26 protein-coding genes and 3 pseudogenes are annotated in these 26,213 nt (G+C 45.0%); 23 read left to right on the top strand and 6 right to left on the bottom strand.

Features of this window, described 5'->3' with window-relative positions; genetic code table 11:
* Positions 1 to 4 precede the first annotated feature (4 nt).
* The 13 genes and pseudogenes from FS373_RS18890 (at position 5) to FS373_RS18835 (ending at position 8,686) form a co-directional block, all read left to right on the top strand.
* Positions 5 to 712 carry a hypothetical protein gene (locus FS373_RS18890; protein ID WP_152830288.1) on the top strand — a complete coding sequence of 236 codons (708 nt, stop codon included), beginning with the start codon at positions 5 to 7 and terminating at the stop codon, positions 710 to 712.
* A gap of 333 nt (positions 713 to 1,045) precedes the next feature.
* The gene (locus FS373_RS18885) at positions 1,046 to 1,489 is read left to right on the top strand and encodes a DUF1842 domain-containing protein (protein WP_194165899.1); all 444 of its coding nucleotides are present in this window, start codon (positions 1,046 to 1,048) and stop codon (positions 1,487 to 1,489) included.
* Between the two features lie 541 nt (positions 1,490 to 2,030).
* On the top strand, positions 2,031 to 3,425 hold the full coding sequence (locus FS373_RS18880) for a hypothetical protein (protein ID WP_152830284.1): 1,395 nt from the start codon (positions 2,031 to 2,033) through the stop codon (positions 3,423 to 3,425).
* Between the two features lie 487 nt (positions 3,426 to 3,912).
* Entirely contained in the window at positions 3,913 to 4,092 is a 180-nt protein-coding gene (locus FS373_RS18875; RefSeq protein WP_152830282.1) for a hypothetical protein, read from the top strand.
* Positions 4,093 to 4,181: 89 nt separating this feature from the next.
* A complete protein-coding gene (locus FS373_RS18870) occupies positions 4,182 to 4,382 on the top strand; it encodes a hypothetical protein (RefSeq protein ID WP_152830280.1) in 201 nt (66 codons plus the stop codon).
* A gap of 310 nt (positions 4,383 to 4,692) precedes the next feature.
* Positions 4,693 to 4,829: pseudogene (locus tag FS373_RS32795) on the top strand (DDE-type integrase/transposase/recombinase); the annotation flags it as partial.
* A gap of 38 nt (positions 4,830 to 4,867) precedes the next feature.
* Positions 4,868 to 5,014 (top strand): hypothetical protein, encoded by a 147-nt coding sequence (locus tag FS373_RS32180; protein WP_227992992.1) that lies wholly within the window; start codon positions 4,868 to 4,870, stop codon positions 5,012 to 5,014.
* Between the two features lie 338 nt (positions 5,015 to 5,352).
* Positions 5,353 to 5,583 (top strand): type II toxin-antitoxin system VapB family antitoxin, encoded by a 231-nt coding sequence (gene vapB / locus FS373_RS18860; RefSeq protein WP_152830278.1) that lies wholly within the window; start codon positions 5,353 to 5,355, stop codon positions 5,581 to 5,583.
* Entirely contained in the window at positions 5,580 to 5,999 is a 420-nt protein-coding gene (locus FS373_RS18855) for a type II toxin-antitoxin system VapC family toxin (RefSeq protein WP_227992991.1), read from the top strand. Before vapB ends, FS373_RS18855 begins: the two co-directional genes overlap by 4 nt.
* A gap of 39 nt (positions 6,000 to 6,038) precedes the next feature.
* A complete protein-coding gene (locus tag FS373_RS18850) occupies positions 6,039 to 6,476 on the top strand; it encodes a hypothetical protein (RefSeq protein WP_152830276.1) in 438 nt (145 codons plus the stop codon).
* A gap of 196 nt (positions 6,477 to 6,672) precedes the next feature.
* Positions 6,673 to 6,819, top strand: a pseudogene (locus FS373_RS32790) (sigma 54-interacting transcriptional regulator); the annotation flags it as partial.
* 14 nt (positions 6,820 to 6,833) lie between these two features.
* Positions 6,834 to 7,364, top strand: coding sequence for a hypothetical protein (locus FS373_RS18840; protein ID WP_152830273.1), 531 nt, complete (start codon positions 6,834 to 6,836; stop codon positions 7,362 to 7,364).
* A gap of 284 nt (positions 7,365 to 7,648) precedes the next feature.
* Positions 7,649 to 8,686 carry a tyrosine-type recombinase/integrase gene (locus FS373_RS18835; RefSeq protein ID WP_152830271.1) on the top strand — a complete coding sequence of 346 codons (1,038 nt, stop codon included), beginning with the start codon at positions 7,649 to 7,651 and terminating at the stop codon, positions 8,684 to 8,686.
* A gap of 317 nt (positions 8,687 to 9,003) precedes the next feature.
* Here FS373_RS18835 and FS373_RS18830 read toward each other — a convergent pair whose 3' ends face one another.
* From FS373_RS18830 to FS373_RS18815, 4 genes are all read right to left on the bottom strand, one after another.
* A complete protein-coding gene (locus FS373_RS18830; protein WP_322619528.1) occupies positions 9,004 to 9,537 on the bottom strand; it encodes a GNAT family N-acetyltransferase in 534 nt (177 codons plus the stop codon).
* Positions 9,534 to 9,803: a DUF1778 domain-containing protein gene (locus FS373_RS18825; protein WP_152830270.1), complete on the bottom strand. Its 270-nt coding sequence runs from the start codon at positions 9,801 to 9,803 to the stop codon at positions 9,534 to 9,536. The genes FS373_RS18830 and FS373_RS18825 overlap by 4 nt, the downstream gene beginning before the upstream one ends.
* A gap of 470 nt (positions 9,804 to 10,273) precedes the next feature.
* Complete coding sequence (locus FS373_RS18820; RefSeq protein ID WP_152830268.1) at positions 10,274 to 11,338, bottom strand: nucleotidyl transferase AbiEii/AbiGii toxin family protein; 1,065 nt, start codon at positions 11,336 to 11,338, stop codon at positions 10,274 to 10,276.
* Positions 11,335 to 12,000: a DUF6088 family protein gene (locus FS373_RS18815; protein ID WP_227992990.1), complete on the bottom strand. Its 666-nt coding sequence runs from the start codon at positions 11,998 to 12,000 to the stop codon at positions 11,335 to 11,337. Before FS373_RS18815 ends, FS373_RS18820 begins: the two co-directional genes overlap by 4 nt.
* A gap of 221 nt (positions 12,001 to 12,221) precedes the next feature.
* On the opposite strand from FS373_RS18815, the gene FS373_RS18810 reads away from it, so the two are divergent.
* From FS373_RS18810 to FS373_RS18800, 3 genes are read left to right on the top strand one after another with little or no spacing between them, the layout of a single operon-like run.
* Positions 12,222 to 13,811, top strand: a complete 1,590-nt coding sequence (locus FS373_RS18810) for a TOTE conflict system archaeo-eukaryotic primase domain-containing protein (RefSeq protein ID WP_416221771.1) — start codon at positions 12,222 to 12,224, stop codon at positions 13,809 to 13,811.
* 34 nt (positions 13,812 to 13,845) lie between these two features.
* Positions 13,846 to 14,139 (top strand): helix-turn-helix domain-containing protein, encoded by a 294-nt coding sequence (locus FS373_RS18805; protein WP_152830264.1) that lies wholly within the window; start codon positions 13,846 to 13,848, stop codon positions 14,137 to 14,139.
* A complete protein-coding gene (locus FS373_RS18800; RefSeq protein ID WP_152830262.1) occupies positions 14,129 to 15,355 on the top strand; it encodes a type II toxin-antitoxin system HipA family toxin in 1,227 nt (408 codons plus the stop codon). Before FS373_RS18805 ends, FS373_RS18800 begins: the two co-directional genes overlap by 11 nt.
* Positions 15,356 to 15,371: 16 nt before the next feature.
* Here FS373_RS18800 and FS373_RS18795 read toward each other — a convergent pair whose 3' ends face one another.
* A complete protein-coding gene (locus tag FS373_RS18795) occupies positions 15,372 to 15,953 on the bottom strand; it encodes a HEPN domain-containing protein (RefSeq protein WP_152830260.1) in 582 nt (193 codons plus the stop codon).
* A gap of 296 nt (positions 15,954 to 16,249) precedes the next feature.
* Between FS373_RS18795 and FS373_RS18790 the strand changes: the two genes are divergently transcribed.
* The 7 genes and pseudogenes from FS373_RS18790 to FS373_RS31605 all read left to right on the top strand — a co-directional run bounded on the left by FS373_RS18790 (position 16,250) and on the right by FS373_RS31605 (position 22,371).
* The gene (locus FS373_RS18790) at positions 16,250 to 17,137 is read left to right on the top strand and encodes a hypothetical protein (protein WP_152830258.1); all 888 of its coding nucleotides are present in this window, start codon (positions 16,250 to 16,252) and stop codon (positions 17,135 to 17,137) included.
* Positions 17,138 to 17,672: 535 nt separating this feature from the next.
* Positions 17,673 to 18,422 carry an FAD-dependent oxidoreductase gene (locus FS373_RS18785; RefSeq protein ID WP_152830256.1) on the top strand — a complete coding sequence of 250 codons (750 nt, stop codon included), beginning with the start codon at positions 17,673 to 17,675 and terminating at the stop codon, positions 18,420 to 18,422.
* A gap of 112 nt (positions 18,423 to 18,534) precedes the next feature.
* Positions 18,535 to 19,437 (top strand): DMT family transporter, encoded by a 903-nt coding sequence (locus tag FS373_RS18780; protein WP_227992989.1) that lies wholly within the window; start codon positions 18,535 to 18,537, stop codon positions 19,435 to 19,437.
* 135 nt (positions 19,438 to 19,572) lie between these two features.
* Complete coding sequence (locus tag FS373_RS32785; RefSeq protein ID WP_152830326.1) at positions 19,573 to 19,803, top strand: exotoxin A binding domain-containing protein; 231 nt, start codon at positions 19,573 to 19,575, stop codon at positions 19,801 to 19,803.
* A pseudogene (locus FS373_RS18770) lies at positions 19,710 to 20,233 on the top strand (hypothetical protein). Before FS373_RS32785 ends, FS373_RS18770 begins: the two are co-directional and overlap by 94 nt.
* A 574-nt stretch (positions 20,234 to 20,807) precedes the next feature.
* On the top strand, positions 20,808 to 21,944 hold the full coding sequence (locus FS373_RS18765; RefSeq protein WP_152830254.1) for an L-dopachrome tautomerase-related protein: 1,137 nt from the start codon (positions 20,808 to 20,810) through the stop codon (positions 21,942 to 21,944).
* 286 nt (positions 21,945 to 22,230) lie between these two features.
* Positions 22,231 to 22,371 carry a hypothetical protein gene (locus FS373_RS31605; RefSeq protein WP_194165896.1) on the top strand — a complete coding sequence of 47 codons (141 nt, stop codon included), beginning with the start codon at positions 22,231 to 22,233 and terminating at the stop codon, positions 22,369 to 22,371.
* A 60-nt stretch (positions 22,372 to 22,431) separates the two neighbouring features.
* Here the strand turns inward: FS373_RS31605 and FS373_RS18760 are convergent, their stop codons facing one another.
* A complete protein-coding gene (locus FS373_RS18760) occupies positions 22,432 to 25,302 on the bottom strand; it encodes a phospholipase D-like domain-containing protein (RefSeq protein ID WP_194165895.1) in 2,871 nt (956 codons plus the stop codon).
* Between the last annotated feature and the right edge of the window lie 911 nt (positions 25,303 to 26,213).

Genomic DNA, 26,213 nt, shown 5'->3' with positions numbered 1-26,213 from the left:
CGTTATGAACACAAATCGAGTTTGGGCTATTCAAGCAGGCGGCGTGTGGGCACGTTGGGCACCTGAGTTTTCACGTTGGGACGTCTTTAGTGAGATCAGAAAGTTCATTTTTGCTGATCCCAAATCGGGGCAAGCATGTTATTACGTTGACCCTGATGGCAGCGTGCACTGGCGTAATGTGGATAGAAACGAAAACATGAGCTTTGCAGGGATCAGCGCTGACATTATCTCCGTTGGGGGGAGTAATCGCCTGTGGGCTATTCAAGAAAATGGCATCTGGGCACGCTATGCCCCGGTATTCGAACGTTGGGATGTGTTCAGTGAGCAAAGGAAGTTTATCTTTGCTGATCCGACCACTGAACAAGCGTGTTATTACGTTGATCCTGATGGCAGTGTGCATTGGCGCAATGTGGATAAAAACGAAAACCAGAGTTTCCCGGGGATCAAGGCGCGTGAAATTTCGGTCGGTGGAGATAATCGATTGTGGGCCATTCAAGAGAATGGTATTTGGGCCCGCTGGGCACCAGAATTGGCCCGCTGGGATATTTACAGTGAGCTTAGACAGTTCATTTTCGCGGCTCCCGATACCGGGCAAGCATGCTATTTCGTTGATCCTAATGGCAGTGTACATTGGCGCAATGTCGACTTGAATGAAAACTATGACTTTGTCGGTCTGAAAGCGACCCAGTGTAGCGTCGGCGGCCATGGTTAACAGTCTGTCCGTGCGTTAACGTCCTACAGCCCAGCGAGTTTGGGCTGTAGGACTTGATCCCTATGTGCTTCATCCTACAGCCACTCTGCGTTTGGTGGTCTCATTCGTACAGAGGCGACTCCGTGCCGAAATCCCGTTGAGCAGACCTTGATTGAAACCACATTCAGCCTTCAAGTCAGTGCCAACATCCTGCTCGCAACGTCATTAAGGTGTAATAGCCTGTAATCGATTTTTGTTGTGGTTTACCTATAGTGATAACGATGTCATGCAGACGGGTTGACCTAGTGGGCACTTGACTGAATGGCACAACAACCCTCAACGATAGGAAAGAATATGGAATACTCAAAGGTCAACGCGACTGAAGGTGTGCTTGTACAAAAAATGGTGTTATCTAACGGACTCGTCGGCAGCCCTGTACTGGTGCTTAACCTGTATGAAGACACTGAAACGTATCACTTTGTGGGCATCGGGCACATCACACAAACGACCATGCCGCTCACTGACATTCGCTCGCAAGTAACGGGCGCCATTGTACCGCTTATTGTCTCTGGGGGGCCCACACCCCTGTATAACGGCACCGGCTTGAGTTTCCCGGTGATGCCATTTTACCATCAGATTGAGGATCTGGAGTTTAACTTTCAACTGGGTGTCGCTAAAGGCGCTGATGGCACCGGACGCTTTCGTTTTCTCAATCCCGCAACGGGTGAGTGGACTGAAGTGGCCAACTGCAACGTGGTCGTTGAACAGACCTCGCAGGTCGACACTCAGGCCGCATAATGACTTAAACGGGATATCACTGTGAGTGATATCCCGGCGTTGTCCACAGCTAAGAAAGAGAGTCTGCGCCCCATCGGCTCAATGGATGACAGCAGCACGTACTTCAAGGCCATGGTTGCTGGTGATTGCTGGGACATGCATACGTGTTGCGGCAATATTTACCCATTCAATGAACACCAAAGTCTCGACTGTCGACATACCGCCGCATGTGTTGACTGACGATTACCGCATACAGACAATATTACGCTTCGCTTTGATTGATACCGCATCACATTCGCTGTGCTCCCCACATTAACTTATTCGCATCGCTTCCCTTGACCTGCTTAGCTAGTCATTGGCGCGCCTGTAACCCACTCCCCATTGGAATGCGTTTCGGGTGTCTCAGGGGGATCGAATCAAGGCTGTTCACCCAAGCTCACTGTCTGGTGACTACAGGACTTGTAATAACGCGTAATAACACATCGTGGTGCGCTTTGTTAACTTTTGGGTACCGTTTTGAGGGACCCTCGCGCATTTTGTGTGGGTCGATGGTGATAATCAGATGAAGAAATTAATGGAGAAGCAGATGAAAATAACCCCTTATGTGATGCTGGTGAGCTATGTCGCGACCAGTATCGTCACCAGCGTTAGCGCTGCGGGTATGCCCGCAGAAATGGACGGGTACCCATCAACCGTCAATGAGCAATGCCAATTTAACCCAGAATGGATCACGTCGCCTTCGTTAGCGACCGAAGTGGCCAAAAGTGGTAAAGACGACGCGGGTAAACCTGAAAGCACATTTTGTGATTTTTATCAGTTTTCGCTGCAATCCTTTATCTACCTGATGAGCACAGATCCGAAGACAAATGAACCCTATTTTTACAGCCTCAGCGACTATCCGATGTACCGGTATGATGACACCAATGACTCCTGCCTTGAGACCAGTCCGTCATTGAAGAACATTGGCATGTTATCAGCGAGCATCAATCAAGCCGCGGACAATGCAACGATATACGATCAACAAAACAATGTGGTGTATTACTCGGTTCAGTTTAGCCAGCCGCTGTGTCAGGCTCAACCTGTCGGTAACTTGCCAGCTGAGACTTTAGAGCTGAAAATGGCCTGGAAAGTGTTGCAGCCTAATGACCCCATTGATCAGTATATTCACATCAAGAAAAAATTGAACGTCACCGTTGCCACTACGCCAGTAAGCAGTAGCCCGACCGAGGAGTTGACCTTAGGCTTGATGGGGTTGCATTTGGTTCAATCGACGCCTGCACACCCTGAAATGATCTGGACAACCTTTGAGCATGTAGAGAGTGTACCCGATTGTTATCCCAACCCGAAACGATTAGATATCGACTATGCATTTGCTAAAAAAGAGTGTGTAGTCAAGATGTTTGAAGCTGACTTTGACAGTCCAAACTGTGCGTTTAATCACGCCCCATTTCAGCCCGAACAACACGGCAAAAGCAGTGCCATTTGTCGGGTTTATCCGCAAGGTTCCGATGTAACCAACGTACTGTACTATCAAAACAGTCAAGGTGAGCACTATCCATCTCCCAGTAAATACCAGCAAAATATCAGTGCGATAAAACAGCTCAATCGCCACATTGAAACCCAAGCGTGGGGGCGTTTGTCTGCACTGCAATACTTTATAATCGGTGGCTCCATTTGGCAAAATGACATCAACGTTGATTCTGACGTCGAGGACAATTTGCGCGGTTCGCTCGAAAATGCCAACACCTTGCTAGAAACCACGGTACAAGGGCCATTACCAGTGACGAATAAGCAAACCGTTAATTGTTTTGGCTGTCATTATTACGCCCCCAATCAGACGGCCACGATCATCACCAGTGGTGATTACCCGCGAAAATTAAGTCACATATTTTCGAGTTTGCATAAGACATCAGCCAACGGCGAAAACCTGATCACCCCTCATGACTTCAGCCAATAATCATCGAGGGGCAAGTTGGAGTCCGTGCGGTTAAGTCCCCCTTGGGGAAACTATCAAGCTGACAGGCCAGGCACGCGTCCCTTTCCTGTCAAATTGAGACGCTGTCCTCGGCGATTAATCTTAGCTCCAGTGGCATGTGACGCTGCGAGGTACAGGCTGTAGGCGGCCACGATCACTGCTTAATGGCCATCAATGGTTGGATAAATAACCATCTCTATGCCTCTTTGTGGGTTTCAATGTGTTCCGTTTGATGGCGCTCAGCGGCGGGAGGATTCGTGTGATAGAGTGGTGCCTCTCAGTGAGGCTCCACTTTCGGGATACTGGGAGGATATTGACTGCAACGGCTTGCCATGGTTCACTAGGCACGATTGACACGTCCTCTATGTTTCTGCCATTCCATTCTTATGCTTGTTTGCTATGCTATGTTTATTCAGCGGTAGCGCTGAATGTAACAGGACTTTTCATCGATAGTAAACGTGTGGACACGATGCGGTTTGATATCCGCCATGTTAGGCTGGAAAACACCGAGAGTATGCTGTTGCCCGGAGTGCCAACGACTGAGCTGGAAGATGATGACTATCTGTACCATAGGCAGCCGAAATCGACTCTCATACCAGGCTCAAGCCTGCCCATGGTTGACCGGCTCAAGAGTACCGGGGTTGACTGATCATCAACTCAATCGTCATGATCTGACGACATTATCCCACGGGGCATCAACGATGCACTCTATCTTTCATTGCCAACCAAAGACATGTTATGCAGACAACAAACATCGATGAAATAACCTTAACTTTTTTGTTCAAGTTACGTCGTGCGAAAAGTCTAAATACTTTAGAGACCATGACCAATGCCTTGGAGCGAGATCATCCCTTAGCGAGTGAACAAGAAGCCATTGCGGTGGCATGGGTTTTAAGAGAGAAAGAGATCAATACCGGCCAGTTAATATCTGGCCAGTAAGCGCCGTGGTTCTGTCGCATCTTGAAGTCACAGACGATACCTAGGCCAGTCCTGCAGTGATGCTTCGCTGGATTTTTATTTGATTTGTGAATTTTTCCTATGGCCTACGCTTCGCATAAAAACCGGTTCATTCGGCCACCGTCCTGATGGCTGTTCGATGGGATGTTGCTTAGTAAGCTGAGTTATCGCGATATTAGTGAGTTGCTGAACGTGGGGTTAACGTTGATCACGCGGCGCTCCATCGCTAGGTGTTGGAATATGCTGCTTTGCTGGAAGTGTTTTTCGTCACGACAAGAAGCGCTCAGTGTCTGGCTCGTGGCGAATGGACGAAACGTATATCAAAGTTAAAGGTCTGTGGTTTTATCTGTACCGAGCCGTCGATAAATACGGCGATATTATCGATTTCATGTTGAGTGAAAAGCGAGATGAAGCTTGCAGCCAGAGACATCTTTAATAAAGCTGTGGGGCAGCATAGGTTGTGATTGATGAGAGTGGTAGTGCGCCTCAATTGGCAGCTCTGGTTCGCTGGCATGGCCGCTTATATTATCGAGGTGCTGCAGATTAAGTCCCTGAATCATATGGTGGAGCAGAGCCATCGCGCGGTGAAGTGGCAGGGGCTGAAGCCACGTTAGCCGGTGTCGGGTTATGGTAAATGCTCTGTAATGGTCAGATGGAAGCTGCCGGCAAGATGACGCTATGGCGGCCATTCTATTCTTTAGCGGTATAACCGTGCCTGGAGGACATTGCGGTCACTTCTTGTTTCGAAGATGAGACAGAACCAGTATCTTAGCAAGCCAAAAGCCTTTGAATTGTGAACCCATGCTCCATTCGTGGTCTTAGCTTGTTATCACGGATATTTACGCGGTTCCGGGTTGCACTTACCTTTACTAAATGTAGGCATATGATTGATATATGCTTAGGATTTGCTATTCTGGCATAGGTTAAGCCTATGGTAATAAGTGAGTCCCTTATGAGAACGGTATCAATTTTTAAAAATGGTCGTAATCAAGCTGTTCGATTACCTAAAGATATGGAATTTGATGGAGTGAGTGAGCTTGAGATCATTAAAGAGGGTGATAACGTCATCTTAAGACCTGTTCGACCAAATTGGTTGTCTTTTAATGCATTGGAAGTGGCTGACAGTGATTTTATGATTGAGCGTGAGTCAGTTGTCACCGATGAAGGGCGTTTTGAATTTTGAAGAAAAATACCTATATGTTGGATAGCTGTATTTGTAGCTTCATCATGCGAGAACAGCCTTTAAGTGTGCTTCAGCAACTGCAAAATGCGGTCAGTAAACAAAACAGAATTGTCATATCTGCGATAACTTATGCTGAAATTCGATCCGGCACTATAGATAAGAAAGCATCGCCTAAGCATGCAATTCTTGTGGATGAGTTTTTAAAGCGTGTTGATGAAGTACTTCCCTGGGATGTGAACGCCGTAGACGCTACGACGGAAGTAAAGCGTCAATTGATTTCAAATGGGACACCGATAGGGGCGAATGATACTGCAATCGCGGGTCATGCTATCGCTTCAGGTTGTATTTTAGTGACTAGCAATGTTCGTGAATTCAGCCGTGTTGAGTCATTAACCTATGAAGATTGGGCACATTGAGTAATAACCCAGTAATCGTTAGCATTTAGGGTGGAAATTATGAACATGGTAGAGTATGAGTCGGGTCAAAATGGATCGAAGTCTTTCATATTCGAAAACACCTGGGGCGATGGTTCTGTCCATCAAGTATTGGTTAACTTTAGCTCGGCTGGGAACGCATCGTTTATTATTTGTGGTGTCCACTATGATTGTAATGCATCAGATATCAAGATAATGATTGATCAATCCACTGGCGACCCTGACTTTGAGAATGCTTGGTTTTCAATTTCAACAAACAATTTTAGCACTAGAGTCTCGTTTGATACGTATTTAGCGTTGGTTGTTTTCCCGGAATTCTCATGCACTGAGGTGATTAAGCCGCATTGTGAACACTGCGATAGTCTCATCGAGCATCCTTATGACTCAATCGTAAGAGATCATGATGAGATGATTTTCTGCTCTGAACTTTGCGTGCAGCAGTTTAATGATGAAACGTAGCGGTGCTGAAGATAGGGTTTGGCACAACGGAGCCGTAATAAGGGATCTCTGACTAAAAGCACGGTTTGTCACCATGTTCCTCTGTAACCCTTGCTATTACTAGGCTGCAGCCAACAAATCAATTCGGGGGCACTCATCAAATAATCGATAACCTCTTGAGTATTCATAGACACTCTTCGGTTGAAAAGTCGGAGCACAACGGGGATTGAATGTGGATGTGCGGATCATCGCATCGACCCATCGCGACTTGCCGGCGATGATATCCCAGGGGCTGTTTCGACATGATTTGTGGTACCGACTTGCGGTGTTTCCTCTGGTTCTTCCCCCTCTACGCCAGCGTTAGCTAGGCATTTTACCATGAAGGCCTGTCTGCGATTTGGCTTGCCTGCCATGCAGATTTCGAATGACGATATTGCATTATTACAAGCGCAGTATTGGCAGGGGAATATCAGAGAGTTCGCCACTGTGATTGATCGGGCGGCATTATTGGGCCATGCCCATCAACTCGATGTTAAAGGGGCATTGGGTCATGGTGTTATGCAGCACGTGCTCCCTGCTCTACCCACGATCAGAAGCAGGAGCGCTGTGGCGGAAACTTGGAGTTTAGCCTCTGCGATGAGGCTGCATATAGCGAAAGGGTTACAGTATTGTGATGGCAACAGTATCGAGTTGTCACGCCTTGCCCATCAGCCATGCGTGACCGCCCCAGCGACTAAAACTCACTGCGAATGCTTGCTCATTATTCAACAAGACGGATTTGACTCGCTGTTGGCTGACTTTTATCTTGAGGCGGTGAGGCAATCAATGCCAGCATGGTGTGTTGTCCTTCCGGATCGGTGGCTACTGATCACTGTATTACCCATCACGACTTTTCGATGCGGCTGGTAATAAAACATTTGCCTTCATCTAAGCTCACGACGGTATGGTCTCCAACTGCTAGCGAGAGGATGAGAAGGCGACACTTCATTCAGTTGAAGTTAATTTCTAAATGCTGTCTACTCATTGCAGAGATGTGATGGGCCACCCAATGAAATTCTCCTGCAACCACATATCCTCCTGCTAAATGCATAGATTAATTATATGGTGCAACCATTGTATCTAAGTTGACACTGCTCTCCCCTCCCTACATACTATAATAGCTTTTATCGTATGTAGAGAATTAAGGATCCGGGATGAAACATGGCATCAGACAACGCAGCGCCAATAATCGGCTCGATCATGCGCCGTTGGATCATCAGCAGTTACCGGCCGCCTTGCGTGAAAATATTTCACAGGCCAAAGCGCAGCAGCAATTTCGCCGTGCCGATAACACGGTTAAATGTTACCTGTCGGCCTGGGCGCAGTTTGTTGAGTTTTGTGCTGAGCATGGTTTTGCCCCGCTGCCGGCTTCCGCTGAAATTGTGATGGCGTTTTTAGGCCAAGAGATGCACCGCACTTTTATCAGTCAGTTCAATGGTGAGCAAGTGGCGCGGCATTTAAGCAACAGTGCCATTGCGATGCGTGTTGCGGCCATTCGTCATTTTCATCTTGAGCACGGGTTTGACTCACCGACTTATCATCCGGAGATCATAAAAAGTCTCGAGGGTTTTAGGCGTAATCAGTATCGTGACGTGCTGCATGACCACAAAGACCCATTATTAAACAGCGAGTTAGAACAGTTACTTAAAGTGATATCACACGGTAAGAAACCGTTACTCAAGCAGCGAGACTTGGCGTTAATGGCTTTGTTGCGTGCCGGGGCTTTTCGTCGCAGTGAGATTGTTAAACTGAAAGTCAGCGATTTAGCCTTTCGACCAGATGGACTCGAAGTGACCATGCGCTTCAGTAAATCGAACCAGGAAGGCGGCAAGCAAGTGAAGTGGATCCCGCGCACAGAAGCCTTCAGTCCTTATGATCATCTCACTACCTGGCTGGAAAAAAGTCAGATAAGCAGCGGTTTTGTGTTTCGAAGTCTGACCCGCAACGGTCAGGCATTGAGAGTTAAGCCTGACACTCCCCCCCTACAACAACCAGTCTTGTGCGGCGCGGATGTGAATCGGATCTTAAAGGGCTACCTAAAAAAAGCCGGGATCGACGTCGCGAAATTTGCCGCCCACAGCGCCAGAAGTGGCTTTGTGACCCAGATGGGCAGTGATGGCGCCAGCGTAATGATGATCCAGGCACGCACTCAACATAAAGATTTAAGAATGTTAGCCACGTATAATAAATAGTGATGGTATTAGTGATAAAGTTATTTGTGGCACCAATAAGATTTTGGGGCTTATCCTGAAATCTATCTATTCTAGAAGTGATGCTTAAACAATACGAAATGCATTGCGGTAACTACGTACTCTCTGATGCATTTAGCAATAGATTTTTTATGGTAAATTAAGATGGCCAAAAATGACTGAGTAATGGTACTCATGCATTAAGGGACCTTTTTGAGCTAGCAGGATTTACTCGCTCTTACCGGAGCAGGGACGCGCTAGTTTACTGTCATACAGCCTTGATCTACAACGAGTTCAGGATTAAGCACTGCATTATTAACTCATTGGTTAAAAAGTCTTTCTACCGTTTTCATTGATAGCAACATGCGAACGCGTCCATTATGTTCACACAATACTTCAAAGCCAAATTTTGTATAGAATGCCTGTGCTGAATCAGTGAGGCAGTCCACGACAATAGCATATGCTCTCATATGGTGGTTCACTTCCCAAAGGTACTTCAGTGCACGGATTAAACTGACTTTCCCTAGCCCAGAGCCGTGAAATTCCTTATGCACAGCTAACTGAGCTAAAAGAAACACTGGAATTGGGTATCGAGGAAGTTTCTTTGCTAGTTGCGCTGGTAAGGTTTCTCGACTGATTGAGCTAGGCGCAACACTGTAAAATGCGCATATTGCAAACTTCTGATTAAGCAATGGCTGAGCACTAGGTAGAATTATAGTTCGACTAATACCTGCTTCCATATGCTTTGCTGCTTGAGTTTTGATAAATGTATTTAGCTCTTGCTCACCACAGTCGAATGAGTTGCGGTCGTGATATGATTTACTCAGTTCTACGAACTCTTTGCCCCAACTCACTTGATACCGCTCTCATCTGTGAATTTTGCAGCTTCCAACAAAGCTTGATTTGGCGCTTTTGCTTTGTCACAAGCAGCCATAAATGCGTCAAAGACACTATCTTGAACCACGATACTTTGGTGCTCTTCAATTACGTGTGTTGCATCTTCGTCCATAAGCCTAACTACGTATTCAGTTAAACTTTTCAGACCAAGCAATGCTGATGCCTTTTCAGCTTTCGCTTTTATCTCTTCATCAAGACGGATATCTAAACGTGCTGTTGCCATAACGCCTCCAGTGTACGGACATATTCCGTAACATCAGAGATGATAGGGCAAACATTGATCATATTCAACTTGTACGGAAAGATTACGGATTTTAAAAAGCATAACAGATAACTTTTGTATGGCAAACGCACATTAACAGCATGTGAATGAGTATTTACTCTAGCGAATAAAGGGGCAGAAACGATTCACCAAACACGAACAACATGCCCCCGTTCGTAATACATGTAACCAGGTGTCACTTTGAATTATGCAGGGTGATAATGTCTTAAAAATAAACAGTTAGATGAGTTGTTGGGATTTTGATTTTTAAAACGTGTTTTTGAGATAAAGAGATCCAAGATTTCTGGGAGCCTTCATCTTATATTTGTAAGCCTCGAAAACGTTCGTTTTTAGAGACATAATCAATGCTACTCACCTTCACTATTTGAGACAGGAGGCAAGATTATGTATTACGAACGCGCGCCATTTTGCTATTTTTGCGACGCTTTTATATGTGCATTGATGTTATGTTGAGCCGCTTCAAGCCGCGTGACTATGGCATCAAATGGATCTGGAGTGGTAAAAAACATACCGCCAGATACTGCTTCGGCATGATCTTGTGCAATACCCTCTAACCTTTTAGTTTTTGGGATCAGTTTTAGTTCGCCTTGAAGTATCTCTTCGTAATTAACTCCAGGGCTGGCCCAGCGGTGCTTTTTCATTTCGATGACGGCTAGCATAGCCTCTGATGTATTGAGGGGATCGGCAAACTCCATATTTAGAAGACAATCGACATCGTACCAATGTCGAGCAAGTCTATTTGGATTGGGATCCTTTTCTTGGGTTGAAAATTGGTGTAATGCCGTTAATTTCTCCCAGAGAATATAATCCCTCTGATATGCCATTACGCTAGCTGTCGGTAATGCTAGTGATGCGAAGTCAGGAATACTGTCCATATAGCAATCAATATCGATGATTTCAGTTGGCTTGCCTCTGTTTCTGCCGCCAAACTCCAATAGTATATGGTCAAGCTGATAGTCATTTGAACTATGGGTTACACGTGGGAAATGGATATCAATTTTTTCACCGTGTGAGTCAGGCTCAAGCTCGGCAGATAGTCCATCTATGTTGTATTGCGAAAATCGTTGATTAAGTTTTTCAACTAAGTCGTTGCTCCAACGCATAAGACGTTTCTGCTGTTCATCTCTAAACTTTTTATTTTGACTCTTGCTTTGAATGCTCTTTTTCCATGCTGCAAGCTCCTCATCTTCTGACAATCCAGACAGATCGGCCCAATGAATCGATAAATCAATGTCTTCGGAGAAGCGTTCAATAGCGCTCCAGCATTTACTGAGTGCTGTTCCACCTTTAAATGCTACCGAGCAGTCACCGAGTAACTTTTCGTCGTATAGTAGGCGGAGAATTTCAGCAACCCAGACATCTTTTTCCAAAAAGTTAGCAACTAAACCATGCTCATGTTGTTGGGCGGCATATGAAAACATGTTTGCAAGATCTTCATGTTTAGATCTATCGGCGTACAGGTCAAAAATGCTCATGAACGAAGACGACTCTCTAGTTGATTTAACTTGTATTTCCACATTTTCAAAACGGGACTATGACTTAACTTTTGAAGCACTTGAATAGCTTCTTTTTCTTGCAAATTTAAGCGTTTAATAGCCATGTGCAGTGTAGATATTGGGGTATGCTCAGGCGAAAGAGACAGTAGCCCTCTAAATAAGGCTCCCTCAGGTTTATTTATCCACCGCAACTTGGTTTCAGTCGTGTGTTTTACTTGGACAATTTCATTGCCGACGTGAAACTCACGGGATGGTCCAGTCGTCCAATATACGGTTTTAACTGGTGCCTGGGTTTGCATGCCGAGTCGATAGGCTGCTTCTAATCCCTGAGGGGCTATTTTATATTTGTGAGTCCGCGCCCATGTTTTCGCCACTTCTTCAGCTTTTGCTGTGATTTTGATCGAGGGGATACTGGCTAAGGGTTTTGGGCGGGAATATATCCCTTTTGTGACACGAGCAACTTGCCCTTTCTTGGTTAAGCGGCTCATTGCCTTTTGAACAGATGTCGTAGTACCTAGAGAATAAAAATTCTCTATGGAAAATGGGACACCTCGTTTCATTCGAGATAATTTATTGGCAACTAACGCTGAAACTGACAAGGTTAAATTAATCCTGACAAAGTATAATGGATGTGGTTTCATTGTATCTTAGTTATGATAGGGTTTGTAGCTATATTTATGTCAGGATTAATCTAGTTACACTGCTCTTTAGGATGCTAAGACTTATGTCGTCAGATGTTGAACTAAAAACAATAGAGTAAAGACTGGCTGAGTTGGAGGGAGAGCGACAAATCTTGTTAGCTAGGCGCTCTGCTTTACTCAATACTAACCTTGCGGTATTGCGCTTAAGTAGTTCTCAGAAAGTGGATATCTACATGAAGCTGTTTCGCGGTCGGCAAGATATTTATGCAAACCGCTGGCAGAACAAACAGGCACGTAGTGGTTATTCAGTTGGGTGCCACAATGAGTGGCAACAAGGTAAATGCAATAAACCTAAGGTTAAATGCATGGAATGTGTACACCAAGCATTTAAGCGTTTAGATCGACAAGCTATATACGATCATCTTGCTGGTAAACATACTGTAGGCTTATACCCTCTGTTAGAGGATAACTTTTGTTGCTTGCTTGCCGCCGATTTTGACAAGTCAGATTGGCAAGTTGCAGTATCTGCTTTTCGAAAAGCTTGTAACGAGTTAAAGGTTCCTTGTAGCGTAGAGCGTTCACGCTCGGGTAATGGTGCGCATATCGGGGTGTTTTTTGAGTCTTCAGTATCAGCTAAAGATGCCAGGCTGTTAGGTTTTATCTTGCTCGATAAAGCAATGGAGTTTCATGCTGGTTTATCATTCGAGTCTTATGACCGACTGTTTCCTAATCAGGATCTTCTGCCCATAGGAGGGTTTGGAAACTTAATTGCACTTCCTTTGCAATACGCTCCTCGTCAGCAAGCTAATAGTGTATTTATTGACGAAAATTTATACCCTTACTCTGATCAGTGGAGTTACTTATCATCGGTTAAAAAGCTTGCGAAGCAACAATTAGACATTATTCTTAGTTATCAATCACAAGATGTGAAGCAAGATACAGAAAGAAAGCCTTGGGAGCTAAACTACGCCAGAGGCAATGAAGTCATGACAGGCTGCCCTGAAAAGTTAACTCTAGTTCTGGCCAATCGTTTATATCTTAGTATAAGTGCCTTACCGCAGGCGTTGTTGGCAAGGTTAAAGCGAATTGCTCGTTTTTCTAACCCAGTATTCTTTAAAACTCAGGCGTTACGTTTTTCAACCAATGGGATCCCGCGCTTTATTTGCTTGGCGGAGGTTGATAATGGCTACCTAGCTTTACCTCGTGGTTGCTTTGATGAAGTGTCCCGTTTGCTTCAAGACCATTTGATTGAAATCGAGTTGGAGGATAAGCGTAAGCAGGGGACTCGTTTAAAGGGGTTAATGTTCAAAGGTGAGTTGAGGAAAGATCAAAAGAAAGCTGTCGCGGTATTGGCAAAGCATGATACTGGTGTGTTACATGCGCCGACGGCATTTGGCAAAACAGTCGCAGCAATTGGCCTGATCCATCGGCGTAAAGTTAATACTCTGATTTTGGTTCATAGTCGCCAGTTATTGGATCAATGGAAAGAGCGTTTAACTGCATTTCTTGATGGTTGCGATGTGGGGTTAATAGGTGGTGGTAAACGAAAGCCTACAGGGCAAGTAGATATTGCCACTTATCAAAGCCTGATTAATCGAAAAGATAACAGTGTCGCTTCGCTGTTGTATGACTATGGCCAAGTTATCATTGATGAATGCCATCATATTTTTGCACCCAACTACGAAAGGTTGTTGAATGAAGTTCATGCAAAATACATCTTGGGGATCACTGCAACTCCGCATCGTCAGGATGGTCATCAACCGATAATGATTATTTTATCACTCATTGACAGCTTTTCTAATATGACGTAAATTTAAAGCATTAGCATATAATGAGTATAATAACATGCACAAAGCCGGTGTTATCTTTCTTACGTCCCTTGGGGAGTTAGTGCGCGCCCATCGTGCAGACTCTATGGATCAAACCGAACTAGGTTTGCGGGTCGGCTTGAGCCGCTCCACTATCTCAGCCATTGAAAAAGGGGTTGGGGTCAACTCAGCGTCATTAGTGAAGGTGCTCGATCACCTTGGTTTATTAGATCCCCTCCAACAGGCGGCAGATGAACGGTTATATCGTTTGAAGAAAACTAAGAGTCGGAAATCGCGAACAGTGAAACAGGCGTTGCCTAATGACTTCTAAGAGTGTTGGCGCTGAAAGAGTTTTTGTGTTTATTGATGGCTTAGAGGCTAAACCTGTGGTTTGTGGTGTTGCCGATCTTGATGAAACATCGCCTCACCCTATTGGTCGATTCAGATATGGTAAAAGTTATTTGGCTAGGCTAGATGCTTTTCCTTTAGATCCCGTTAACCTGCCTCTGATCGAAAAAGAATTTACCACCTCCAAGAATAAAGGCTTATTTCGCGTGTTGTCTGACGCTGGCGCCGATTCTTGGGGTAAAAAGGTGATTTTGTCTCTGCATAATACCAAACCCAAAAATCGATTTGAGTTTCTGTTGGCGGGTGCAGGGATGGGGGTTGGCTCATTGGTCTTCAGTATATCGAGTTCATCATCAAAGCCTAAAGTCAGCAACAATAATCTAGGCGATATTCCTATTCTGTTGAAGGCTAAAGACGCGATATTAGCTGACGACGATATCCCAGATGAAGCTAAAAAAGCCTTTGAATATGGTTCAAGTATGGGGGGAGCTAGACCTAAAACCATCGTAACGGATAAGGGAGTTTCATACCTTGCCAAGTTTAATCGCGCAGATGATCTGTTTAATGTCGTCAAGGTTGAGCACGCATCAATGAAGATGTTAGCTGAGCTTCCTTGTCGTGTCGCACCGACAAAAGTGATCGCGGGTGCGAGTGGTGATGTGTTACTCGTGGAGCGATTCGATTTAGAGGGTTTACGTCCCACCTGTCATTTTCTCAGTGCTAATTCAGTGTTCAATTTAGATAGGATTGATGAAGCGTCCAAGTCAGGTCAATACACGTATGGATACCTCGCCGAATTTATAATGAAATATGGTGGCGTGCCGCAGGATGCACATGATCTATTCTATCGAATGGTCTTTAATGTGTATCTGTCTAACACCGATGATCACGCTCGAAACCATGCATTACTTTACGCATTTAAGGAGCGGGAATGGCGTTTATCTCCAGCCTATGATGTATTACCGATAAACGACTCACAGCAGCACGGGATCGGTATAGGCAAAGAGGGTAGACAAGGAAGTGTCGATAATCTCTTATCTCAGGCGTCTCGATTCGGTTTGAGTCAGCCAAAGGCAACAAAGATAATCAATGAAGTGAAGGAGCTCACCCACGAATGGCCTAGGTATATGGTTGATAATGGTGTGGGGGATGGTGATATTAAGCGGTTAAAGCATATTATTCATCAGTTTGTGCAGTGACGACGTAGCAGGTGATTCAGTGAGTGGGGCAATGAAGTGAGCTATTGCTCCAGATAACTGGCGATCTTGGCTTTACACAAACGTTCAGTGAGTGCTTGCAGGTATTTAACCCGCTCACCGAGCCATTCGAGTTCCGCTTTGGTAATGCGGTAGCTGGGCCTTGCCTAAGCAGCTTAAAGCGGTTGCGCTCCTCTTCGGTGCCCATCGGGAATACGGTGAGAAATTCCGGTTCGATACTGGCCACGCGGCCACTGAGCTTTTTTAAATCATGAGTGTTAGGTTTATAGCAGGTAAACACCAATAACATGGCGCTGTAAAAATGCTCGGTGGCTTGATGTAACAGGAAGGCAGCTTTATTATTTTTTCCAATGTCTAAAACCATCTGGTGGATCAGGAAAAAATCAACAGCACTTGTCATCCAATACTCATAATCCTCTAGGGCTAAGTGATGCCGCTCCCTGGGCGTCAGCTCTTTTGCTTCATCGAGGGTGACGTTGCCGGTGTCATACAGCATCACGCCTTCACGCTTGATATCGATGTAAAAATACTGACTTTTGCGGATGCGTTTATTGATAAAGCCGAGGTGGTGACGGCACATTAGTGCATGGATGGCCTATTTGGGCAGGAGCGTAAGGGACATTTTCATTAGACTAGGATAATGGATATACGCAGTGTTGAGCAGGACACTATTGATGAAGGTGTTTTAAAAAGAGCCTAGTTCACCGGCTTAATTATCGCGAGCGGTAAGGAGGGGAAGAACATAAACGATCAGAAGTAGTCATACCAATACCCTTGCTGGCGCAGGCATGTGCATAGTCGGCCTTGCTGCGCATTGATTTCCTGAGCAAACAAGGTACCCTGCTTCTCTTCACTCTAGATCAAAGGCCAATGAGTATGAACCCATCACGTGTCGCAATCGCAATCGCGACCTCAGCCCTCGCGGTCTCTTTATACGCTGCTTGGGGGGGTCATAAAGAGCAAAATACTGTGACTGCTACTCATGTCGCGCCCCAGGAAGAAGACATGCTGTTGGCGCTTGAAGAAAAAGTTCGACGCCTTGAATTGCAACTCGGGGCGTTAACGTTAAGCGATAACAACAGCAACAATCAGTCAGCGGCGTCTTTTAAAGCCGCGGTATTAGCGGTTATTGCTCAAAAAGAGCAGCTAGAGCAGGATAAGTACCAGTCACAGGATCCTTTGTTTGCGTACCGAAATAAATTATCTGATGATTTCTATTGGAGAATAAAAACCGACCCTGAGTATGCGCTTCAATTTTTTGAAGAAGCTAAACAAAAAGTCATCAATGACAGCTTGTCAGCAGCAGAGCGCATCGCGGCTTATGAGCAACTGGAGATGACAGCGTTCACGGTAAACAGTCTAGACGATACGAGATATGACTATGAGACCGTCAATGCAATATTGACGATCGCCAACACTGAGTCAGACAGTAAAATCCGTTTAATGGCACTAGAGAAGGCGGCCAATTCATCCATTGTTGACAGCAGACTGAGCGAGCGCTTTTTTGACATGGCCCAAAGTGAACAGAACGATTACATGCGCAGTATAGCCACTTCTGGTTTGGTGTCTCAGTATTATCAGAGTCAATACCAGAGCGAGCCTTCGACGCAGCGTATTGCACAACACATAATGACACTTTATGATCAGACAAACGATCCGAAAATAAAAAGGTTTATTGATAGTGAGTTAGGGGGAGAGGAAGCATTGAACCAGGTACGTGACCAAGCGGAAAATGGGGTCAAAATACATCAGGCCACTCAATAAACATCGCATTGTTTTCAATGAGAGTAGACTCCCCTATAGCGTGACACTGACAAGCTCAACGCCAAGCGCATATCATTTCCGACCTAGATATGCTGAATGCAATTAGCGCGAGTATCCTTGTCTGTCAATGAACCGTCGCGCCTCAGAACCCACGGGCCTTTACACGCGCTTTCACCTAATGACGGTACTGCTCTCACCATGCGTAAAGCGCGTCATTTAACGTGACTTTTTCTCTTAACAACAATGGCACATTGGATGTTACTCTTCCTGGCACCAATCACCCCAGAAAGACGCTGAAATGAGCACAAAATTCTGACCATGCTGGTGGCAAACATCATCAGGTGAGTTAACCATTTGCGGATCCAGTCCAAGCTTTAAGCGGAGTTTACTGTCTGTTAACTCAACCAATTTCAATACATTTCCGTGCGGACTGCTATCTCTCTCTTCTTTGCTGTTAAACCGCTGATGTGCAGGTAAAGTTATCTGATCATAGGGACAACGGCATAGGGTAAGGCTCACATTTCATTTAGATAAAATGAAAGAAATTCAAGTCAATGTTCCTGGTTTTCGCCATGATTTTGCACTGGTAAAAGAAAATCGAGTCAATCAAAATATTGGCCTGGTAGATTGTTATCGTCATTTAGCGCCGATGGTGGATACTGATGTGTATATGAGCTGGTTAATGAAACAGATAACAACCCGTAAAATACCTGTCATTAAAAGGAAAGTAGCAGGACCGTTAGTTGCGCGAGAGTTTAAGTTAAAAAAGGAGTTTAGCGCAGATGTTATCGTCAACTGTACAGGCCTAGGAGCTACAAACTTGGCTAACGACCCGATGTATTCTCTTCGCGGCGCGGTGATAAATTTGGTCGATAATAGCAAAAAAATCCCAAAACTCATGCAGGCTCACTGTGTGTCTCATGATGATATTACAAGTGAAAATGAGATTGTATTTATAATACCTAGAGGAACAGAAAAAATTGTACTTGGCGCTATAGCAGAAAAAGATAGCATTGATACCGATATTCATTTAGAAAATTATGACCCAATAAAAGACATGTATCGGCGTTGTTGTGAGTTTCTCCCTGAGTTAACCAAGCTCAACATTAATGCCATCGACCCTATTAGAGTGGGCTTAAGGCCATTTAGACAAGACAATGTACGTCTTGATAGAGAAAAGGGGTCATCTATCGTCCATAGTGACGGCCACGGAGGTGCAGGGTTTACCTTTTCATGGGGTTGTGCAGAAGAAGTCACCTATATCGTTCTTGCAATGCTCTCATGAACATGACGCTAAGCCCTTATCATTGTAGGCACATGATTCGTGTGTAGCAGACATAGCGATGTTCACGCAACCATCGTTCCCTGACTAATTAATCACGAAGGTTGTTTTGAAGATGAAATTACAAATGATGATAACGATGTCAGACAATTCCAGAGGAAGCATGCTTATGGTGGGTTCCATGGCCGCTTTTGCCCTCGAAGACATGTTGATTAAATCTGCGGCCAGTACCGTGCCGATTGGGTTGATTTTAGCCATATTTGGCGTCGGGGGCACGCTCATTTTTATATTACTCACTTGGCGAAGCGGCGACGCTATTTTTCATCCTTTCATTTTATCTCCTCCAGTCTTAGTGCGTGCGAGCTGTGAAGTCGTCGGGCGACTAACCTTTGCGCTTGCAATCACCTTAACCTCATTATCGAGTGCATCAGCGATCCTTCAAGCCACACCGTTGGTCGTGGTGTTTGCTGCCGCCTTTATCTTTGGGGAGCATGTGTGCCCAAAGCGGTGGGTGGCCATCATCTGTGGTTTTGTTGGGGTATTACTGATCATTCGCCCAGGTTTTGACAGCTTTGAGCCTGCCTCTTTATTTGCGATGATAGCGACATTAGGGTTTGCCGGGCGTGATTTAGCGACCCGAGCGACCTCCCCGTTACTGACAAACATGCAACTGGGTATTTATGGCTTCTTTATATTAATCCCGACAGGGCTCATCATGTGGTGGTATAGCAAAGTGCCGGTGCAACTTAATTTAGCCGCGAGTGCACAAATTCTCGGGGCCATTATTTTTGGTGTGATCGCCTATTATGCCCTTACCGTGGCCATGCGAATAGGCGAAGTGTCTGTTGTCTCGCCGTTTCGTTACACGCGGTTATTGTTTGCAATACTGTTGGGCATGCTGGTTTTTGGTGAAACACTCGACATGATAACCGTAATAGGCAGCCTTATCATTATGTTAAGTGGTGGCTATATTCTGCTTCAACGTCGTGGTAAGCAAATAAAGGTCATCATTTCATAGAAGGGGTCTGATCCTGATATGATCAATCTAACATTGCCAATAGCAATTAAAACCAATATTGTCTGTATGCGGCAATATTCCTAATTTTCCGATCTATTCGACTTTACGATTAAACGAGTCTGTTAGTCAAAACTACTGTGGGCGCCCCGCAGCAGCACCATCGACAAAAGCGCTGGAGTAAATTGGCACACAGGTAAATTACTTTTCTTCCTTGACCCTTTCAATGCGTTCTACAATTATGTGACGCAACACACTTGTGATCCTGATGACACGTGGGAAGGGCAAATTTATCGCGTGTTGGCAGCTCTTTGGAAGGTGCTCAAAGTATTGTTTTCTGGGGGATCAGAACCAGAACACAGGCACTAGATGATGAATGGCAAGGCTTGTATATATCAGGTGACCCTGCCTATGGCTATGCGCAAGATCAAGAGCCTGACTCTCGTGGCCGGATCCGCAATGGCACGATGTTGAGAGTCTATGTACCAGGCACTGCGACAGCATACCTCTATGAAACGTCTCTGACGCTGTCGATGCTGTCGATGCTGTCAGTCACCTGATTGGCCACCCACTTCCCTTACAAATGGAAGCCATCACTGGCCCCGAAGAAGCAGACGGACGCCCGGAAACCATTCTCGGCTGGGAACTGGCTGAACAGGCTGTCGCCATTCCCTCTACGATAGCGACAGATCAGAGTAATATCGGCGGTGATCTCGACACATCGACTATTCCAGATGAGGAAAGTGAGATCAGTGCATTACCCGAGTATGTCACTAAACCCCATTACGACGAACTATAGGAGTCGTCGGATAAGCGATGCCTGAAAACAGGCACCGTTTATCCGATAAAAATCACTAAGACACCCAAAATTTTCGGATGAAGATCCTATTGGTCATCTTCCTTAGAACAAGAATGGGTATCTTGGTTATTGTTCTATTTCATTGTTCACCGCGATAAATGTAACAAGCGCCTTAATCCAACGTATCCCCCCGCTCAATAAACAGTGATGCAGGTAAATACTGCTACTGGAGAAGGTAACATCACATACGTTGATCTCATTAAATATGATTCTACGTTGTTATTTGAAACTGTTTCTCATGAATGATGGTTACTGAGAAATAATCAGGCCTGTAACCTACCGCTTGTCGTTGAACAAAACCAACCGACATCAGGACACGATTAACATTAACAGCGGATTGGTAGTAAGACACCTTACGTCGTGTTCGTGTTCCTATTTATACTCAGACAGCCATCGACAAAAAAGTACTACAAGAATTTCATATTACTGCACAGCAGTAACATTCGTCTTTAATCCCCGGCCGTCAATGTTGGCTAGATAACACCGTAAATATCAACAAAAAATAAGGATTATTATGTTAATTAAACATGTAACGTTTACCTACAGTTTATTGCTGCTGTTACTTAACACCAGCCCCCTTGCCGCTGAAAATTTGGTGCCTTCCACCGTTTATGCGCAAACGGATGCCGCGATTGGTGGCATCACATACACCACAAACCATCGGTTTATATTCAGCTACCACCCTTTCTACAAACCGTCGATAAAAGTAGGTGAGCGATTGGAAAATGGCGATATTTTGCCATTCCCTAACGCACAAATGCAGCGTTCTCACAATAAGGATGGCTCGTTAAAAAATCCAGCAAAGTACTTAAATTGGGTGCTAGGAATACGCGCAGATGGTCAAGGCAATGTATGGATACTAGACTCTGGACAAGCCTATCCACGTATAACACCTAAATTAATATCGTGGAATGCGATAAATAACACGTTAAATAAGATAATTTACTTGCCCGCTACAATAGTAATTTCGGAGTCACAGTTAAACGATTTAGCCATATCCAATAAATACCACAGTATTGTTATTGCCGATGAAGGTATAGCTGATGGGCCAAATGGTAATAAAGCGGCATTAATTGTAGTTAACACTCAAACCGGTGTTAGTCGCCGTGTATTACAAGGCCATGACAGCGTATTACCTGATTATTCAATGCCCATTATTATCGACGAAGGCACAAGCACGGAAAAGAAAATTGAGGTATTTATAGGTGCCGATGGAATTGTGCTTGATAACGCACAAAAGTGGCTTTACTTTGCACCGCTTAATAAGAAGTATGTATACCGAATTATGATGGCCGACATTACTAACGAGCAATTGACGAATGAGCAAATTGGTGAAAAAGTTGAACGTTATGCAACAAAGCCAAATAATGGTGGTTTGAGTATAGATGCGAACAACAATCTATATTTGACCATTGTGGGAGAACGACGAATAGGTGTTATCGATGCGAAAACGCGCCAATATCGTGACTACACCTATCATAAAGAGATGGTATGGCCTGATGGCGTCAGTATTGGGCCTGATGGCTATATGTACACAGGCGCAGCCCAGTTACCGCTTTCGGCCCCGTTTAATGATGGCAAAGCACAAAACACAGCCCCCTACTCTATTTTTAGGTTTAAGCCACTCGCAGAAGGTGTGATCGGTCGATAATGAAAGACCGCACAATAGCTTTAACGTGTGCGTTAGTATTGCAATATAGACATATCTCGATCTTCATCGAATCAATGACGGAATATAGTCAGGCACAATGAGGGTCAATAATGGTGGTGTAGCAATCATAGCGGCATAGCAACTTGCAGTAAGGCGAGCCCACAAGTGACATAAACAGGCTTCGTTGAAGCACAGAAATAACAACACGCTTAAGATAGATTGGCAGCGCAAAGCGGGATGACCAAGGAGAGGGGTCAATCGGGTTGTCAATGACGAAGCCGCGTTCATGACCGCGTCAATCAGCAGCAGAGCATGTGCCGGTGTCTATTCAAAAGAGGGGCTTTACATCCCTGTAAAGCCCCTGCTGTTTGCTCAGCCTTGTCGCACATTTATCGACGCCAACCTTGGCGCCAACGGCGTAAAGTGACAACACTCACGAGGCGTGTTGACCATCCAATCCAACATGGCATGCATGTCCCTTGAATGTTTACAGCTCATCCTTAAGTGGGTTAATGGCTTCCCGGCAATCTTGCTCAGCCATGAAAGTTCGATTGGAATGTTCAAAAAGCGGTTGCCAGTACTGGGCGTCATAGTCTTCGGCCAATTGGCTGTTCACCACAACATAGACGTACTCACTCAACGCCATGGGAACTTGACCATACACGTTATGTGATCCGATCAAAAATGCCTGTTTATCCACCATAATCGTTTTAGAATGGTTGGCAAAAGAGTCCGTCGTACCTGGGTAGGTCTCTTGGGTACCATCAATACGCAGATTGCCAAGTTTGATGTGGCGACAAAACAGCTCGATCCCTGCGGTGCTATTAGCCACTGTATTTTTTCGTACCCCTGCCGCCCATATGGCTCTTAGCATCTCACGATTTGAGGCATTGGATTTGGTATCGTGGGGGGCATTTTCGTTCGAGAGTATGATCTTCACCTCTCGACCCTGAACTGCTTTTAGCGCGATTTCAGCAAGCAGATCCGTATCCACGGCATCAGCAATGAGCGATTGGCTAATGATGGGATGCACCAGAGATTGTTGCGACAAATACACACTATGCTGAGCATGCTTAATCAGATCTAAAATGGCGATTTTGATTTGATTATCATACTGTCGACTGCCAACTTGACCAATGCCGATGACTCGATACGCTGCGTTGGTATCTGCTGATGGAAACACATAGTCAGTCGACATCGCAATATTGGTAGCTTGATGTTCAATATGCTGCTTATACCATTTCACGACATGAGTATTATTCGCCGCACTAAACTTGGTCGCATGATCTTTCCATAATTCATCTACGTAACGATGGGCGGCGACTGCGGAATCGCCGCTAATAGACACCGACGTATCAAACAATGGTTCACTATCAAAGTACTCCTGCCAGAGATTATGCCCGCCAACGATCGCTTTCCTGCCATCGACGGCGATAATTTTTGAGTGATTCCAGTTAAAATCTCGGGTTGTGCGTCCACCACCGACATAAACGGTCAGGTCAGTATCACCCTCCAGTTTTGCCGTCAGTTTACTCAACAGCCCTTCAAAATGCGTGTCCCATTGAGATTCCGCCACCCCTAACTGCCCGCCTGAGGCCTGTATCCTCCTCGACCACACGGTTCGAAGATAGTCGGGCATGCCCGTTAACAGGCCTGGCATCCCTAGATAAATCCGCACAAATGCTTTGGTATCATTATGACGGTTACCCGCATTAATCAACCGCACGTTCGCTTCGACATGACTCAGGGCTGTCGCTAACGTATTGACCCACTCACCGTCTTCAATATTGGCCAATGTAGTAATATCAATAAACGTGGTACCGTTACCCACGGCCGTCTGCACTTCAGTTTTGAACGCAGCGCCCATCTGATTCAATGCCGTTTCATTGTGTGAGGGCGTGGATAAGATGTTAATTTCATTATTGTTATCAACAGACCAGATTTTACCTTTCGCTGTTTGATCCAATGACGCGGTGATCCGATCGATCACGCACTCATCATTACAATCAGCCGGTATTGACGGAGCGGCGGTAGCCGGATCATTAACCGGAGTCACTGACCACTTGTTCAACCCACCGGTACCAAACGTGACGGCCGTTGCCGCTACAATGGCTTCAGGGCAACCGACACCTAACGTCCCGACACACGCAAGACCTGCCGAGCCATAGGATAAAATTCCTGTGGTAATAGTGGGCCAATAATTCTGTAGAAAGGAAAAAAAGCTGCGTCTGACGCGATGTCTGCTCAACGCAGAGTTATCAATCAGGACAATATAAGGTTCAAACAACTGTGTGCCGTAATGCCCAGACCAATGTAGCCGATCTTTGCCGCCGTCTTCCCAACGAATGTAACGCACCCCCGTGGGGTAATCAGTGACATAATCTCTAACCACGTCCCGATACGCTTTATTCAGATTAAAATCACAGGCAAAGTTATGGTGTTTGATCTGAGAATCGAGTGTTTTTAACGCCTGTTTATTTTGATCTAACAGGGTCACTTTGAGATAGTAATCCCCTGGACAGGACACGGCCCCATAACTGCCAGAAAAGAAGATGGGATAATGGCCGGAATCGAGTTGTTCAGGGGTATAACCTTGACTCAACAAATCAATGGTTTGTGCTCGAACGGACCAATCACTAGACGTTTCAAAATAGGTATCTCCATTAGCTTGTTGACTGACCTTGAATCCATCACCCCCATTTTTGACGATTTCCCATGATGCTAATAATTCCGGAGACTGCAGTAAATTTGGGGGGGCAATGCCCAAATAGGCTTGGCTAAGGCTCGCGCGATATTGTCCCTGTGAATCAGCTAAACTGCGATAAGAGTCTTTCCAACGAATGTAGCGTACGTTTTGGCCATAATGATGAAACTCATTGCGCATCTGGTAGTCCTCACCGACCACACTGGCGTCATTATCACCATAGTGACAAGTATCAAACCCACTGTCTTCTTGCTCACTACTCCAGGTCTCTACGACTTGCTTTTGCGCGTTAAGAAACTCAACACTAATCGTGTAACCTTCGCCACAATAAGTACCGTGAAACAATTCCGACATGATCACTGGTGGTTGTTGGTCGAGGGTGTATGCGGTAAAACCATGCTGAAGCAAGTCGACGGTTTGTTCTCGCCGTGTGGTTTGATATCTCTCCGTTAGCGCTGTCCCTCCTATGGGCACCACAGATGTTTCTTCTATCTGTGTCGATACAGACCAGTCACTACTTTCATCCGAAAGGATATTTTTGTAATAATCAGACGACGTAGCCGCATGAGCCAATGATGATAGCCCCATCCCGACGGCAAGTGAAAGGCAATAAATAATCTTGTAATTCCTATTGAACTTCAAATTAATATCCATATTCATTCCATTTTACTGTGTAATAAAAATTAGTATTTAAAACAATAATTACTGCGTTTACTGTTAAATTTAAATTGATGTTACTGTCATGCCATTGCTGATGTATTTCGTAGTGGTATCCCCCAGCGTTTAAATAGCCCATAGACAACCAACGTCATGGAAACGTATAAATATTGTCCCCCTACCCCGGATATTTTAATACCAGTATCCGTCGCGATTTTGTTAAGTATTAATCTATTAATGTAAATCACTTTAATGATTAATAAGGTTTAAATTGCCCTAAAGAACAGTCACAGCAAGGCTTCCGTTATTATTTACTCTGTATATTCTTTCGTTCACATTTAACTGATTATTCTCATTCACATGACGGTGTCTTCTCGGCCTGATGTTAGCGAAGTCATGACGCGCCACCACTTTAGCCACCCCTAATATATAACCTGACAGCTTTTGTGTATTAACCGGGCGCGGTTATCTGCGGCGTTTACCGATATAGTGATCAAACTATAGCCAAGACACCCATTCTTAATCTAAGGAAGATGGCCAGTGCCGACTACAGCCTGATAAGCTTAACCATGTATCAATCCGCCCTCTTACTACGCCAAACAATACTCAAATATTCTGTTATGAGTAAATATCGACTATTCCCTTGAAAATCAGGTATCAAAAATCCCAAACAAGGCTTTGGTTATGCTTGAATATAATAATTTGAAATGGGAATCACTGGGTCTTAATTAAGCGCTATCTAGCCATAGATGACAGTTGGCAGCACCTTACCGGCGCTTGCGCCCAAGATGTCACAATAGTCTATTAACTCTTGGGTGTTGCCCACGGGCCCTTTGAAAATTTTGGTAAATTCTGTGGTCAGTTTTCTAAAATAACCAAGACAAAATAACCAAGACACCCAGGATTGT

Source organism: Shewanella sp. YLB-07 (genome assembly GCF_009377275.1).
Note: the sequence above shows the minus strand (reverse complement) of the source record. Positions and strands in the feature narration are given on the sequence as shown.